The organism is Neisseria sp. P0007.S010, assembly GCF_051962875.1.
Classification (GTDB): Bacteria; Pseudomonadota; Gammaproteobacteria; order Burkholderiales; family Neisseriaceae; genus Neisseria; species Neisseria subflava_A.
In genome coordinates this window covers 107,346-122,355 of sequence record NZ_JBQCUX010000002.1, presented here as the reverse complement: position 1 = coordinate 122,355, position 15,010 = coordinate 107,346, and the positions used below count along the sequence as shown (strand labels likewise).

Annotated in this window: 12 protein-coding genes; 8 read left to right on the top strand and 4 right to left on the bottom strand. The window is 48.2% G+C overall.

Annotated features, from left to right (window positions below; genetic code table 11):
* Positions 1 to 12 precede the first annotated feature (12 nt).
* Genes ACTHR7_RS02015 through ubiE form a run of 3 tightly spaced genes read left to right on the top strand, consistent with a single transcriptional unit; the run spans position 13 to position 1,125 of the window.
* On the top strand, positions 13 to 156 hold the full coding sequence (locus tag ACTHR7_RS02015) for a hypothetical protein (protein WP_440370238.1): 144 nt from the start codon (positions 13 to 15) through the stop codon (positions 154 to 156).
* 7 nt (positions 157 to 163) lie between these two features.
* A complete protein-coding gene (locus ACTHR7_RS02010) occupies positions 164 to 358 on the top strand; it encodes a hypothetical protein (RefSeq protein WP_440370237.1) in 195 nt (64 codons plus the stop codon).
* A 29-nt stretch (positions 359 to 387) separates the two neighbouring features.
* The gene (ubiE, locus tag ACTHR7_RS02005; protein ID WP_003746386.1) at positions 388 to 1,125 is read left to right on the top strand and encodes a bifunctional demethylmenaquinone methyltransferase/2-methoxy-6-polyprenyl-1,4-benzoquinol methylase UbiE; all 738 of its coding nucleotides are present in this window, start codon (positions 388 to 390) and stop codon (positions 1,123 to 1,125) included.
* 164 nt (positions 1,126 to 1,289) lie between these two features.
* Here the strand turns inward: ubiE and ACTHR7_RS02000 are convergent, their stop codons facing one another.
* On the bottom strand, positions 1,290 to 2,420 hold the full coding sequence (locus ACTHR7_RS02000; protein ID WP_285071059.1) for a polyamine ABC transporter substrate-binding protein: 1,131 nt from the start codon (positions 2,418 to 2,420) through the stop codon (positions 1,290 to 1,292).
* 250 nt (positions 2,421 to 2,670) lie between these two features.
* Here ACTHR7_RS02000 and alaS point away from each other — a divergent pair, with 250 nt between their 5' ends.
* Together alaS and ACTHR7_RS01990 are read left to right on the top strand one after the other, a co-directional pair.
* A complete protein-coding gene (alaS, locus tag ACTHR7_RS01995; protein WP_440370236.1) occupies positions 2,671 to 5,565 on the top strand; it encodes an alanine--tRNA ligase in 2,895 nt (964 codons plus the stop codon).
* 86 nt (positions 5,566 to 5,651) lie between these two features.
* Complete coding sequence (locus ACTHR7_RS01990; RefSeq protein WP_107867252.1) at positions 5,652 to 7,082, top strand: hypothetical protein; 1,431 nt, start codon at positions 5,652 to 5,654, stop codon at positions 7,080 to 7,082.
* Positions 7,083 to 7,142: 60 nt separating this feature from the next.
* On the opposite strand, the gene ygfZ is transcribed toward ACTHR7_RS01990, so the two are convergent.
* The 3 genes from ygfZ to ACTHR7_RS01975 form a co-directional block, all read right to left on the bottom strand.
* Positions 7,143 to 8,000, bottom strand: coding sequence for a CAF17-like 4Fe-4S cluster assembly/insertion protein YgfZ (ygfZ, locus tag ACTHR7_RS01985; protein WP_107867251.1), 858 nt, complete (start codon positions 7,998 to 8,000; stop codon positions 7,143 to 7,145).
* A gap of 122 nt (positions 8,001 to 8,122) precedes the next feature.
* Entirely contained in the window at positions 8,123 to 8,686 is a 564-nt protein-coding gene (locus tag ACTHR7_RS01980) for a peptidylprolyl isomerase (protein WP_440370235.1), read from the bottom strand.
* Positions 8,687 to 8,885: 199 nt separating this feature from the next.
* Complete coding sequence (locus ACTHR7_RS01975) at positions 8,886 to 11,180, bottom strand: TonB-dependent receptor (protein WP_440346053.1); 2,295 nt, start codon at positions 11,178 to 11,180, stop codon at positions 8,886 to 8,888.
* Positions 11,181 to 11,411: 231 nt separating this feature from the next.
* Between ACTHR7_RS01975 and ACTHR7_RS01970 the strand changes: the two genes are divergently transcribed.
* The 3 genes from ACTHR7_RS01970 to ACTHR7_RS01960 all read left to right on the top strand — a co-directional run bounded on the left by ACTHR7_RS01970 (position 11,412) and on the right by ACTHR7_RS01960 (position 14,984).
* Positions 11,412 to 13,178, top strand: a complete 1,767-nt coding sequence (locus tag ACTHR7_RS01970; RefSeq protein ID WP_440370234.1) for an ABC transporter ATP-binding protein/permease — start codon at positions 11,412 to 11,414, stop codon at positions 13,176 to 13,178.
* A 146-nt stretch (positions 13,179 to 13,324) separates the two neighbouring features.
* Positions 13,325 to 14,050, top strand: coding sequence for a glycosyltransferase family 2 protein (locus ACTHR7_RS01965; RefSeq protein ID WP_440370233.1), 726 nt, complete (start codon positions 13,325 to 13,327; stop codon positions 14,048 to 14,050).
* A gap of 4 nt (positions 14,051 to 14,054) precedes the next feature.
* On the top strand, positions 14,055 to 14,984 hold the full coding sequence (locus ACTHR7_RS01960; RefSeq protein WP_107867247.1) for an LpxL/LpxP family acyltransferase: 930 nt from the start codon (positions 14,055 to 14,057) through the stop codon (positions 14,982 to 14,984).
* The last annotated feature ends 26 nt before the right edge of the window (positions 14,985 to 15,010 follow it).

Below are 15,010 nucleotides of genomic sequence, written 5' to 3'. Positions count from 1 at the left end.
CCGTAAGCTTGAATGACGGAAGAACCATTGATCCTCTCTCCGCCCAAAAAAGGCCAAAAAGTGGCCATTTTCGGCGATACCCAAGCCCGTCCGCGTGCAGCATGCTCCGTACAAAACGCAGACGTTTTGGTGTATAACCTTTTCCGCAGGCGATGAAGAGACAGTGGAACGAGTATTCCATTCGACCGTAGCCGATACAGCCAAGCTGGCTTTACAGGCCAATGTGAAACAACTTTACCTGACCCACATCAGCGCACGTTATACCGAAGAAGAACAACGCCTGATGCTGGAGCGGCAGGCACAAACTATATTTCCCGCGTCGAAAGTGGTTGGCGATTTCGACGTATTCGATACCTGAATCCGTATTATTTTAAGAAGGCAGACACTATGAGCGACCACAAAACCCATTTCGGCTTCACTACCGTTGACGAAGACGAAAAAGCAGGCAAAGTTGCCGAAGTCTTCCACTCCGTGGCAAAAAACTACGACATTATGAATGACGTAATGTCCGGCGGTCTGCACCGCGTTTGGAAACATTTCACAATCAATACCGCCCGTCTGAAAAAAGGCGACAAAGTATTGGACATCGCCGGCGGTACAGGTGATTTGTCCCGAGGCTGGGCAAAACGTGTGGGCAAAGAAGGCGAAGTTTGGCTGACAGACATCAACTCCTCCATGCTGACCGTCGGCCGCGACCGCCTGCTCAACGAAGGCATGATTCTGCCCGTATCATTGGCAGATGCTGAAAAATTGCCGTTCCCCGACAACTATTTCAATCTGGTTTCCGTCGCATTCGGCCTGCGCAACATGACGCACAAAGATGCCGCGCTGAAAGAAATGTACCGCGTATTAAAACCGGGCGGCACCCTGCTGGTGTTGGAATTCTCCAAAGTGTACAAACCTTTGGAAGGCGTGTACGACCTCTACTCTTTCAAACTGTTGCCGATTATGGGCAAACTGATTGCCAAAGATGCCGACAGCTACCAATACCTCGCCGAGTCCATCCGTATGCACCCCGACCAAGAAACCTTGAAGCAAATGATGCTGGATGCAGGCTTCGACAGCGTGGATTACCACAACATGAGCGCAGGCATTGTTGCCCTGCATAAAGGCGTGAAATTCTAAGGCCGTCTGAAACAAACACAAAGGGCGTGATTGATAGACACGCCCTTTGTTTTTAAACCGTCCAAGCCAATCTGACACAAACCAAAGGCCGTCTGAACAGCCGTAAAACGAAATCAAGGATTTCGATTACACCATTCAGACGGCCTTAATACGTTTAAATCAGCTTATGTCCCTGCTTTCACGCTTTGCCATTGGCGGACCATAAATTTCAACGCCGCAGGTTGAATAGGCACCATGATAAAGCTGTTTTTCAAATCTTCATCAGTCGGGAAAATCGTATTGTCGTTTCTAAACTCTTCATCCATCAGCTCCTGAGCTGGTTTGCTGGACGGCGCATAAGTAACAAAATTGCCGTTTTTCGCCGCAACTTCAGGATCTAAGAAATCATTGATATACGCATGGGCATTGGCCACGTGTTTGGCATCTTTCGGAATCACAAACGAATCCACCCAAATTCCCACGCCTTCTTTCGGCATCATCACACGGATTTTTTCCTTGCCGCCCGCTTCTTCGGCACGACGTTTGGCAATGTTCAAATCGCCGCCAAAACCAATTGTTACGCAAGTATCGCCGCGCGCCAAATCATCGATAAAACCGGACGAGGTAAAACGCTTGATGTACGGACGGTTTTTCTTCAAGACTTCCGTAGCCGCCTTAATATCCACCGTTTCACTGCTGTTTGGATTTTTACCCATATAATTCAATACCATAGGATAAATCTCTGCCGCGCTGTCCAAATAGCTGATGCCGCATTGCTTGAGTTTGGACGTGTATTCGGGGTTAAACACCAAATCCCATTGATTGTCCGGCAGTTTGTCCGTACCCAAAGCCTTTTTCACACGCTCGGTATTGATGGCAAAAGTGTTAGTCCCCCAATAAAACGGAACGGCATATTCGTGGTTCGGATCAACGCCTTCCATCAGCTTCATCAACTGAGGATTCAAGTTTTTATAGTTGGGAATCAGGGATTTGTCGATTTTCTGATACGCACCTGCCTTAATCTGCCTACCGACAAACGCATTGGATGGACCCACGATGTCGTAACCCGACTTGCCGGTCAACACCTTGCTCTCCAGCGTTTCATCGCTGTCATATACATCATAAGTTACTGAGATACCGTGTTTTTTCTCAAATGCGGCAACCGTCTCGGGATCGACATATTCCGACCAGTTGTAAATGCTCAATACCTTTTGATTATCGGTTTGCGCCGCCTTGTCGGCAGAAGTTTTGTCCGAGCCGCCGCAGCCGGCCAATGCCAGCGCAGTCAGTACGATGAGGGGCAGATGTTTGGCCATTATCATTCCTTGCGTATCCGGTTGAAAAGAGAAAGGCATTATAAAGCAGGCAAGCCGGGGCGGATAGGCTTCATTGCTAAAAGATATCGACCCGCTTGAAGCCGTCTGAAAGACAGCTTGCCGCCAACTTAAAACCTTTCTGCCGATAGCTTGAAATATGGTTTTGCGGTAAGATAACGCCCATTCGTTTTTAATCTCAACGTGCCGTCCGGGCCGTCTGAAATCCTTGTAAAAAATTTATCGAGACATTATGAAAACCACCGAACTACGCCAAAAATTCCTGAAATTTTTCGAATCTAAAGGCCACACCATCGTCCGCTCCTCCTCGCTCGTGCCACACGACGACCCGACCCTGCTGTTTACCAACGCAGGCATGAACCAATTTAAAGACGTATTCCTCGGCTTTGACAAACGCCCCTACAACCGCGCCACTACCGCGCAAAAATGCGTACGCGCAGGCGGCAAACACAACGACTTGGAAAACGTCGGCTACACTGCCCGTCACCATACCTTCTTTGAAATGATGGGCAACTTCTCCTTCGGCGACTACTTCAAACGCGATGCCATCCACTTCGCTTGGGAATTCCTGACTTCCCCCGAATGGTTGAACATCCCTAAAGACAAACTGTTGGCAACCGTTTACGCAGAAGACGACGAAGCCTACAACATCTGGTTGAACGAAATCGGTATGCCTGCCGAACGCATCGTCCGCATCGGCGACAACAAAGGTGCGAAATACGCATCCGACAACTTCTGGCAAATGGGCGACACCGGCCCTTGCGGCCCTTGCTCCGAAATTTTCTACGACCACGGCGAAGAAATCTGGGGCGGCATTCCGGGCAGCCCTGAAGAAGACGGCGACCGCTGGATTGAAATTTGGAACTGCGTATTTATGCAGTTCAACCGCGACGAACAAGGCAATATGAATCCACTGCCTAAGCCTTCCGTCGATACCGGCATGGGCTTGGAGCGCATGGCCGCCGTCATGCAGCATGTTCACAGCAACTACGAAATCGACTTGTTCCAAGACCTGCTCAAAGCCGTTGCCCGCGAAACCGGCGCAGCTTTCAGCATGGAAGAACCCAGCCTGAAAGTCATCGCCGACCACATCCGATCCTGCTCCTTCCTGATTGCAGACGGTGTCTTGCCTTCCAACGAAGGCCGCGGCTACGTATTGCGCCGCATCATCCGCCGCGCCGTGCGCCACGGTTACAAACTAGGCCAGAAACAGGCGTTTTTCTACAAACTCGTGCCCGATTTGGTGAAAGAAATGGGCGCCGCGTATCCTGAGTTGAAAGAGAAACAGACACAGATTATGGAAGCCTTGCGCGCGGAAGAAAGCCGCTTCGGCGAAACGCTGGAAAAAGGCATGGGCTTGTTCAACCAAGTGCTCAACGGCATGAAATTCCTGAAACTGGAAAGCTTGTTGCCGCAAGACGGTGTAGGCAAACCTCTGACATTGAAAACCGCAGATGGTGTGGAATTTACCGCCGCTTCCCGTGTTGCTCCGAGCAAAAAGCAAATCGTTATCCGTCCTCGAGTTTCAGGCAGCCTGAACGAAGGCATGTATATCGATTTGCAGGCTGCTTTGGAAACCGCCCATATTCCCGACGCGAAAAAACCGTTTGCCGAAGCCTTGAATACCTACTTGATGGACAACATCGCCAACAGCAAACTCGTTATCGGCGGCGAACACATCTTCAAACTCTACGACACCTACGGTTTCCCCTACGACCTAACCGCCGACATGGCGCGCGAACTGGGCATCGAACTGGACGAAGCAGGCTTCGAGCGTGAGATGGAAGCCCAACGCACACGCGCACGCGCCGCACAAAGCTTCAAAGCCAACGCTCAACTGCCTTACGAAGGTCAGGACACCGAGTTTAAAGGTTATAGCGAACGCCAAACCGAATCCAAAGTCCTCGCCCTCTACAAAAACGGCGAGCAAGTCAACGAATTGAACGAAGGCGACGAAGGTGCCGTCGTTATCGACTTTACCCCGTTCTATGCAGAATCCGGCGGCCAAGTCGGCGACGTCGGCTATATCTTCGCAGGCGAAAACCGCTTTGAAGTACGCGATACCCAAAAAATCAAAGCGGCCGTATTCGGCCAATTCGGCGTACAGACTTCAGGCCGTCTGAAAGTCGGCGACAGCGTTACCGCCAAAGTGGATGACGAAATCCGCAATGCCAATATGCGCAACCACAGCGCGACCCACTTGATGCACAAAGCCCTGCGCGACGTATTGGGCGAACACGTTGAACAAAAAGGCTCTTTGGTTACCGCCGAATCCACCCGTTTCGACATTTCCCATCCTCAAGCGGTCACTGCCGAAGAAATCGCCGAAGTAGAACGCCGAGTCAACGAAGCCATTTTGGCCAACGTTGCCGTCAACGCAGCCATTATGAGCATGGAAGATGCCCAAAAAACCGGCGCGATGATGCTCTTCGGCGAAAAATACGGCGACGAAGTACGCGTACTGCAAATGGGCGGTTTCTCTACCGAATTGTGCGGCGGTACACACGTTTCACGCACCGGCGACATCGGCCTCTTCAAAATTATCAGCGAAGGCGGTATTGCCGCAGGCGTACGCCGTATCGAAGCCATCACCGGCCTGAACGCACTCAAATGGGCGCAAGAACAAGAGCGTTTGGTGAAAGACATTATTGCCGAAACCAAAGCCCAAACCGAAAAAGACGTACTGGCGAAAATCCAAGCAGGCGCAACACACGCCAAAGCATTGGAAAAAGAATTGGCACGCGCCAAAGCCGAACTCGCCGTCCATGCAGGCGCCAAACTCTTGGACGATGCAAAAGACTTGGGTTCAGCCAAACTCGTTGCCGCACAAATCGAAGCCGATGCCGCCGCCCTGCGCGAAATCGTGACCGACTTGACCGGCAAATCAGAACAAGCCATCGTATTGCTCGCCGCAGTCAACGACGGCAAAGTCTCCCTATGCGCCGGCGTATCCAAACCGTTGACTGCTAAAGTCAAAGCAGGCGATCTGGTTAAATTTGCAGCCGAACAAGTCGGCGGCAAAGGCGGCGGCCGTCCTGACTTGGCGCAAGCCGGCGGCACAGATGCCGACAAATTGCCTGAAATGCTGGTAAGCATCGAAAATTGGGTAAATGAAAAACTTATTTAATCTAAATTAATGAATTTTAAATATGCCAATCAAAAATTACCATTTGATTGGCATTGTAATATTTTCTTAATAATAAAGGGATACATATGCTAATTCACTCTTTTGAATTTCCATTACCTGATAATTTAGAAGTAAAAAAAATTTTGCAATTAGCGTGCGATTGGATTATTGGTAGCAAGCATTACACCTTATCAAAAGATGACTTTAATGGACTACTTGACAAAACTGATGAAATTATTGAAAAAGGAAATGAAAAAGTAGAATTTGGATATGCAAATTTTCCAAATATATCTTCTTCAATTGGGGGGATTAGATTCTCAAAACAAGACGAAGATAATACTACTTGGGTGACAACTATTGTTTCGTCTAAAAATCATAACCAACATTTTATTAGTATTCAATTAAGTTGCGAACTATCTCAAGCCTCCTTACAAATACCTAAGGCTAAAAAGCCATATATTATTAAACAAATTCTAAAAGAATATAGTGGAGGTATGGATGGACAAATTCCTGTCTCAGATAAGGCAATTCTTTTAAAAGAAGGTGAAGAGGAAATCGCTGCAGCATTGATTCAAGATGCAGCAGAAAATATTTTGCCTATTGTCTACATCAGCTATGATCCTGAATTAAATCAACATCTAATAGATTACAAAAAAATTGCTAAAAATCTTTCTGGAAATGCGCATGTAATTGTAGAACCAAGCCGTAAATTCTCTATGAAATTAAGAAGCCTCTCAAATGCTAAAAATGTATTTAATGGTACAATTGGCGTTTACTGGCCTCAAAATGGACGAAAATCATATTTCCTTACTGATTCTATTAATACACCGAATAAGCTGGAACGTAATATTCAAGAAGATATTATTCAAGCATTACTAAACAAAAGACAGACAACACAATGCAATTGGTTATATTTAAAAGAATGTATTTCAAAACAAAGAATTGATCAATTAAGAAAAAATTCTACTGATGTAAATGTGGAAGAATATATTAATGCATTTGATGATGAATTAAGAATCAAAGAAGAAAGACTAGAAGAGGCAAATAAAGAAATTGCAAAGCTAGAAGCAGAGAATCGAAGATTAAATTCTACTAATTTTAGTCGCTCCCAAGGAGTCTTAAACTATGGAAACGAACAAGATTTATACGATTATGAAATCCGAAGTTTTGTAGTAGATGCTTTAAAGTATACTTTAGAAAATAACACAAAAGAGGATTCTAGAAAATATCATATATTGTATGACTTATTTAATCATAATAAATTAGATGAAAAAAAAGATCTTCGAATCATGAAACAAGATAGACTTAAACGTATTATGAATGATTATCAAAAAATGACTCCTAAGACTTTAGAGGAGTTAAAAAATCTAGGGTTTGAACATTCAGATGAAGGGAAACATCATAAATTTGTTTTTTCCAATGATGGCAGATACAGTGCAACCATTTCTAAAACAAGTAGCGATTATCGTGCAGGTAAAAATTTCTCTCGAGATGTAGCAAATCAAATTTTTAAATAAATTTTAAAAGGGCGTAATTCACACACGCCCTTTTATTTGAATCTTTAATATTAAAGCTAATTATTCCTTCTCAACCGTAAAAAACAGTTCTTCCTGTTTCAAAGCACTGCCGTCTGCATCGGTCAATGCTGCTTCTGCGGCGGAAAACTTGATAACGGCGAGGCTGAGGCTGCCTTGCTCTGTGAGTGCAGTATTAAGAATAACGCCTGCTTCTTCCTCGCCGACTTTGATGGCAATACCGGCGGCTTCTAAAGAATCGCCGCTTAATACGGCCAGACCGCGTTTGACTTGGCCTCGGTATTGGGCGCGGGCGATAATTTCTTGGCCGGGGTAGCAGCCTTTACGGAAATGGACTGCGCCGATGATGTGTTGGTTGAGCATTTGAGCAACAGCCGCTTCTTTGGTTGAGGCGCAAATCCACGGATAGCCGCTGCGGATTTCATGCAGGTTCCATGCGTTTTCGGCTCCTGCCTTATATTCGGCTGCGTTTTCGGCTACTGAAATTTTCAGACGGCCTGTGTGCGGCAAGGCAATTTCTACGGTGTTTTCTTGAATTTGGGCTGAAAAAGACAGTTGCGGTTCGGTAGCAGGATGAGGTTCTGCATTGTCTGCCAACTCGCCGCTTACTGCTAAATCAGGCATCAGCTCGAAGACGACTTTTGCACGCAAGACAAACATTCTCAGGCGTTTGACGATGGCTTCGGTCAAATCTTGAGCCATGACCAACAGTAAATCTTCTCCGCGATTGACGACCAACATATTGGCCAACACACGGCCTTTAGGCGTATTGTATGTAGCATAACATGCTTGACCAGAAGCTAAATTATTAATATCGTTGGATAATTGACCATGAAGAAATGAAGCTCTGTCTTCGCCGCTGACACGGACAACGCTGAAAAAAGGCAGGCGGGTTTGCATAATCGACTCCTTAAATGGTAGATGCTGAATTATCGCCCAAATTGCCGCTTATTATCAAATAAATAAATTCAGGCCGTCTGAATGTTTCAGACGGCCTGTTGTTTGGGTTCAAACAATCAAAATTATTTGATGCTGACTTTACGGATAATCACGGCTTCGGTTGGAACGTCTTGATGATAGCCGCGTGTCGCTGTTTTCACTTTGCTGATTTTACGGACCACGTCCATGCCGGAAGTGACTTTACCGAAAACGGCATAGCCGTAGCCTTGAGGGGTTTTGCTTTTGAAATTCAAAAAGTCATTGTCGGCTGTATTGATAAAGAACTGGCTGGTTGCTGAATTCGGATCGCCCGTACGCGCCATGGCGATGGTGCCGACGTTATTTTTCAAGCCGTTGTATGCTTCGTTGTTGATGGCTTTATCGGTGGATTTTTGAACCATTTTCTCGGTAAATCCGCCGCCTTGAATCATAAAATTGTCGATAACGCGGTGGAAAATCGTGTTGTCGTAAAAACCTTTTTTGGCATAATTGACAAAGTTTGCCACGGTTTTCGGTGCTTTGGCTTCATCCAGCTCCAGTTGGATGTTGCCCATATTGGTTTCAATCACAGCATGGGTAACCGCTTGCGCTTGCACGGAAAGTGAGAGTGCGAGGGCGCACAGGGTCAGTTTGATGGATTTTTTCATATGTCTTCTCGAATGATGTATTGTGAAAATGGAATATTAACCTTGTTTCGCGTGAAATCCATAAAAAACATGTAAGATTTTTCAAGCAAAAAACATAAGGCAATCAAATCAGGCCGTCTGAAAAGGGATAAAAAACAAATTTTTGCTTTTTATCATTCCTTTTCAGACGGCCTGCTATTACGGTCAAACCGAAATCAGATTAGAAATCCAATTCCGCTTTCAGCCAATAAGTACGCGGCATACCGACAACGGCGAAGCTGCGGTCGTATTGGCCGCGTTGTACCTGCCAGTAGTTTTTGTTGAACAGGTTTTCTACCGAGCTGCTGACGGTCAAAGTATTTTTGCCGAGCTTGGTTTTGTAGCGCGCGCCTACGTCAACCAAAGTGTAAGATGGGAAAGCGTATTGTTTTTGCGTGTCTTGGTAAGACTTGCCGAAATACGAAACATTACCGTTCAAGGTCAAGCCTTTGGCAAACGGGGTATCCCATTCAACGCCTGCTTTGGCAATTACGCGCGGGTTGGCAACTTGTACGCCGCTGACCAGCATATCGCGTGAATTTGGATAGTCTTTCACGGTCGATTGCAGATACATCAGACCCAAAGTCGGACGCAAAGTATTGTTGAGCAAATTCGCGTAGGTGTTGAACTCGATACCGCGGCTACGTTCCATGCCTTGTTCGTCGCCTGCCGCAGCACCGGAACGGGCAAAAGCGGAATTGTTGCCATAGGTCAGCGTTGTTGTTGTTACCCCATTTATTGTCTTGGTGGTTGTCTGACCGCGCCAGTAGCCCGGACGTTTGATTTGGAACGCGTTTAACGTGGTTACGAAATTGCCCCAGTTTTTACGCACGCCCACTTCAAACTGACGGCTGACACGTGGTTTGGACATGGTGGTATGGCCGTCATCATCGGTTTTGATGTCGGCAGGCTCTAAGTCTTCCATGTAGTTGCCGTACACGACCAAGTCAGGTTGCGGTACCCATGCAGCCATCAGCATCGGGCTGAAGCGTTTGGAATCTCCGCTTTGACCTTCTTTTTTATTGGTGTATTCAACTGCTTGGAAACGTCCGCCCAGCGTCAGGCGGTATTTATTGTCGGCAAAGCCCAGTGTATCGGACAAGGCCAAGCTGTTGACTTTGATATTGGCATCCAGGTTTGCTGAGCCTTCCCAGTCTGTCGCGTAATTAGGAACAAAAGAAGCCAGTTGATTTTCAATATTGCCGTTTGCATCAACCTCAACGCGGCTTTTACCTGCAGCCGAACCACGGACAGTCGCACGCTGACGAATGACACGGTCAAAAGCAGTACTCCAGTTATGCGTTACCGGGCCGGTTTCAAATTCGCCGCGCGCGGATAAATTCATACTCAAAGTACGGAAATATTGGTCGGTCAGGCGTGCCGTACCTGTGTGGTATTGGTTGGCACTTGAGCAGGTTGCGGTTTGGCTGCTTGCGCCATCTTTGCCGCAAATAGTTGGAGAAATCAGCGTGCCGTAATAACGCGCCTTGTTGTAGCCGATACCGCCTGTAATCTGTGCATTGTCAAACGCATCCCATTCAAACGTCAGCATATTGGTTTGACCGACGGTGTTTTGCCAGTTCCAAGAAGGCAGCAGGTTGGTTTTACCGTCAGGTGCATCAAACAGACGGCCTTGCAGGTTTTGAATGTCCTGCATACGCGCGCGGCCGCCATTGGTTTTGCGTTTCGCGTAGATGGAATCGAACGCCACGCGCAGTTTTTCGCCGCGGTAGTCGGTATTCAAAGCAAATTCTTTGTTGTCCTCGCTGTAACCGTCGCGCGGGGTGTCACCGTGGCGCAGTTTGCCGTTGGCGCGCACACCGAATTCTTTGTTTTCGCCGAAGCGTTGACCCAAGTCGAATGTGCCTTGGGCACGGTTGTTGCTGAACCAGCCCAAACCGATTTTGCGGTTGCCTTCATCGGCGGCTTTTTTGGTTTCGATGTTGACGGAACCGGATACCGCGCCTTCAGGGTCCATACCGTTTACGGCAGTGGATGCGCCTTTAATCAGTTGCGCGGAACCGACATGTACGCTGGCCGTGCCTTGCGTGCCGTACATACCTGCCAAACCGTTGACGCTGAATTGGCGCGCATCAAGCTGATAACCGCGGAAATACAGGCCGGTCAAGGTGTTGCTTTCACCGCCAAACTGCCAAGTCGAAGCGTCTTTTTTCGCTACGGCATCCACCAAAGTACGCGCTTCGGTATTGTTGAGGGCTTTTTCGTCGTAATTGACCACGGTAATCGGAGCGGTAAAGGCATTGGCTTTACCCAACACACCCAAATTCACACGGTCGCGCATATCGCCGTCACTGGCAATAGAATACGAGCGTGCGGCCTTCACGCGTTTGGCGTCGGCGTGGACTTTGACTTCCTGCACTTCTGCATATGCTTCGGGAGCAGAGGTGGCTTCATCGGCGGCGTAAGCGAATGCGCTTGCAACCACAAGCGGCATCAGGGCTAATTTGCTGTTCATAAAATACCTTCTGGTTTGAAATATTAATAATTCTTATATCGAGTAAAAAATTACAAAGTAATTTGGTTTTGCGATTATATTTGATAAGATTTCTGCTTTCCACAAAAACAAATAAGAACCGTTTGTAAATACAAAAATACAACAGTTCAGAAAACTATTATTACAGTTACCATAGTCAAATAAATTTACCGTCCTTTCAGACGGCCTTTACATCCTTTCAGAGAACACTCCATGCAAAAATGGCAAATCGAGCTTTATTCCACGCCGTCTTGGCTGTTACAGACCTTGTTGATGGTCGCCGCCGCCTCGGCGGTGATTCTGTTTTTGGCACGCGAAACGCGCTTCGGGCGTGAGTTTGCCTATATCCTGCGGCTGTGCCTGACGCCAAAAAGCGCGGTCAAAGTATTGCTGCTGATTACGGCGATGATTGCGCTGCTGCTGACCGAAGTGCGGCTGAATGTATTGAGTACCTTTATGTCCAAAGGGCTTTACGACTCGATGCAGGATTTGAACGCCTCCGCGTTTTGGATGTTTGCAGCGATGAACGCGGGCGTGGTGCTGATACGGGCGTTTAACAATGTCGTCAACGACTTTCTCGATCAAGGCTTGGCGATTAAATGGTCGGAGCGGCTCAATGAAGTTTTGACTTCGCGCTGGCTTGCCGACAAAAACTACTACCGCCTGCAAATGCGCCACCATGCACCGGACAACATCGACCAGCGTATCCAACAGGACGCGCAGGATTTCATCGCCTCGACCATAGAATTTGTGCGCGGCATGGTCAATTCGGTCGTTACCTCGCTGGAATTTGCCGTTGTTTTGTGGGGCTTGGCAGGCATCCTGACCGTGTTCGGCTTCGACATTTCGCACGGCATCGTTTGGTTTGTCTATATGTTTGTGATTTTGGCGACCTTTATCGCCATGTGGATAGGCAACCCCTTGATTCATTACAACTATGAAAACGAAAAGCTCAACGGCGACTATCGTTATTCCCTCATCCGCGTACGCGACCACGCCGAAAGCGTGGCGTTTTACAGCGGCGAAAAACACGAACATGACCAGCTTTCCGACCGTTTTAAAGCCATTATCCGCAACCGTTGGCGCATTGCGCGGCAAAGCGTCTGCCTGAGTGGTTTTAACGATATGTTCACCAACGGCATCAAACTCTTCCCCATTATTTTACAAGCCCCGCGCCTGTTTGCCGGACAAATCAAAATCGGCGACATCCAGCAGACCGTCCAAGCCTTCGCACGACTGCAAAACGCGCTGTCTTTCTTCCGGATGTTCTACAACAAATTCACCGCATACCGCGCCCGACTAGAGCGTCTGTACGGCTTTTTGCTGAGTACGGAAGAAAAACACACCGCACGACAACCCGACCTTACCGAAGTTTCAGACGGCCTAATCTTAGAAAACGTTGCCCTATACCGTCACAACGGCGAAGTTTTATTAGACGGCATCAACATCAACCTCAAAAACGGCAATTCCCTGCTGATACGCGGCCCGAGCGGTTGCGGCAAAACTTCGTTGCTGCGCGCGCTGGCAGGGCTTTGGCCTTTCGGCAGCAGCGGTAAAGTCAGCCATCCGCCGCATCAAGACATCCTCTTTCTGCCGCAACGCCCGTACACAGCGCAAGGCAGCCTGCGCGACGCGATTTGTTACCCCTATATCGACAAACAACATCCGGAACTAATCGACGCCATGAATACCTGCCGATTAGGTTATCTGGTTGATAAATTAGATAAAACCGATGACTGGCAACACAAACTCTCCCCGGGCGAACTGCAACGCGTCGCCTTCGTCCGCGCCCTGCTCTCGCAGCCCAAAGTCATCCTGCTCGACGAAGCCACCGCAGCCTTGGACGAACCGACCGAAGCCATGCTCTACCGCGCCTTAAAACAAAAACTGCCCGACAGCATCATCATCAGCATCGGCCACCGCAGCACGCTCAACGAATTCCATGATTTATGCCTCGATGTCGGTCATGTACAATGCTGAATTAATGGCATAGCAAAGGCCGTCTGAAACAGTGAAAAACGAAATCAAACGATTTTGTCCTCGCCGTTTCAGACGGCCTTTTCAAACGCTATGGCATGTTTATTTGCTATACTCTGCATTGTGTTAACGTCGTCTAAAAAATATTTATGAAAACCCTGGCCCTTATTCCACATTACAACCACCCGACCACCATCAGCCACGTTGCCCAAACCATGCGTGGCTTTGGTTTAAACGTTTTAATTGTGGACGACGGTTCACGCGAAGAATGCAAACCTGTATTGCAGGCTTTGGTTTCAGACAGCATTGATGTCCTTTACCGTCCAATCAACGGCGGCAAAGGCGCAGCGGTCAAAACCGGCTTGGAATACGCTCAAGAACATGGCTATACCCACGTCTTGCAGGTTGATGCAGACGGCCAGCATTGCTTAAGCGACACACCCAAACTCCTCGCCGCAGCAGAACAAAATCCCGAAGCCGTTGTTTGCGGCTGGCCGCAATACGGCGATGATGCGCCCAAAGCACGGCTTTACGGACGCAAAATTACCGACTTTTGGAATATGCTGCACACTTGGTCATGCGACATCAAAGACGGCATGTGCGGCTTCCGCCTCTATCCGCTTGCACCCGCGCTATCCGTTGTCCGCGAAGAAACTGTAGGCGACCGCATGGACTTCGATACAGAAATCCTTATCCGCCTCTACTGGCGCGACATCAAACCGGTTTGGATTAAAACGCCCGTCCAATACGCCGCCGACGGCGTGTCCCACTTCGATGCCTTTGCCGACAATGTCCGCATCAGCAAAATGCATACACGGCTGTTTTTCGGTATGTTGAAACACCGATTGGGTAAAGTTTTCGGAAAGGCCGTCTGAAACCATGACCAACAATAAACAAACCCATTGGGCGGCGCAGCCCGAACGCGGCAGCCGCCTGTTTCTCGCTCTGACCACATTGATGGTGCGCTATCTGCCGGCTTTTTTCATGAGGCCGTGCATTTGGTTTGTGGTGCTGTATTTTTATGCAACCGCGCCCAAACCGCGCCGTCATGTCTTACGCTATCAAACCCGTCTTCAGACGGCCTTTCCCCATACCGTCCTGCCGAAACATAGCGTATTCAAACAATTCGTCGCATTTGGCGAAGCGGTTTGCGACCGTTTTGCCGTGTGGCAACGCAAAATCCGTTATGAAGATTTGGTAATTGAAGATCCGGACGACATCTATTCGCAAGTCAAGCGCAACGAACGCGGCCAGATTTTTGCCTGCTCACACTTGGGCAATACCGAAGTTTGCCGTGCGCTGGTGTCGCACCATAAAAATTTCAGACTCAATGTATTGGTGCACAGCAAACACGCGCAGGCATTTAACGAGGCATTGCAAAAAGCCGGCGCAGATCATATCCGTCTGATTCAGGTAACAGATTTGGACACCACCCTAATGATGGAATTGAACCGCCGTATCGAAGACGGCGAATGGATTGCCATTGCGGCCGACCGTGTGCCTGTACGCGGCGAGAAAACCGCCGACATTAATTTCTTAGGCCATACGGCCCCTATGCCGCAAGGTGCATGGCTATTGGCTTCGCTTTTAAAAACGCAGGTAAACACGCTGTTTTGCATCAAACAAAACGGCCGCTATCATTTGAAACTGCGCCGCTTTACCGATACTTCCAGCTGGAAACGCGGCAACCGCGAGGCTTCCGTCAAAGACGCAATGCAGCGTTTTGCCGACATTTTGGCGCAAGAATGTGCGCAAAATCCGCTACAATGGTTCAATTTTTATGATTTTTGGGGCGAAGACGCCGTCTGAAACCATCACACTTACTCTTTTAAACC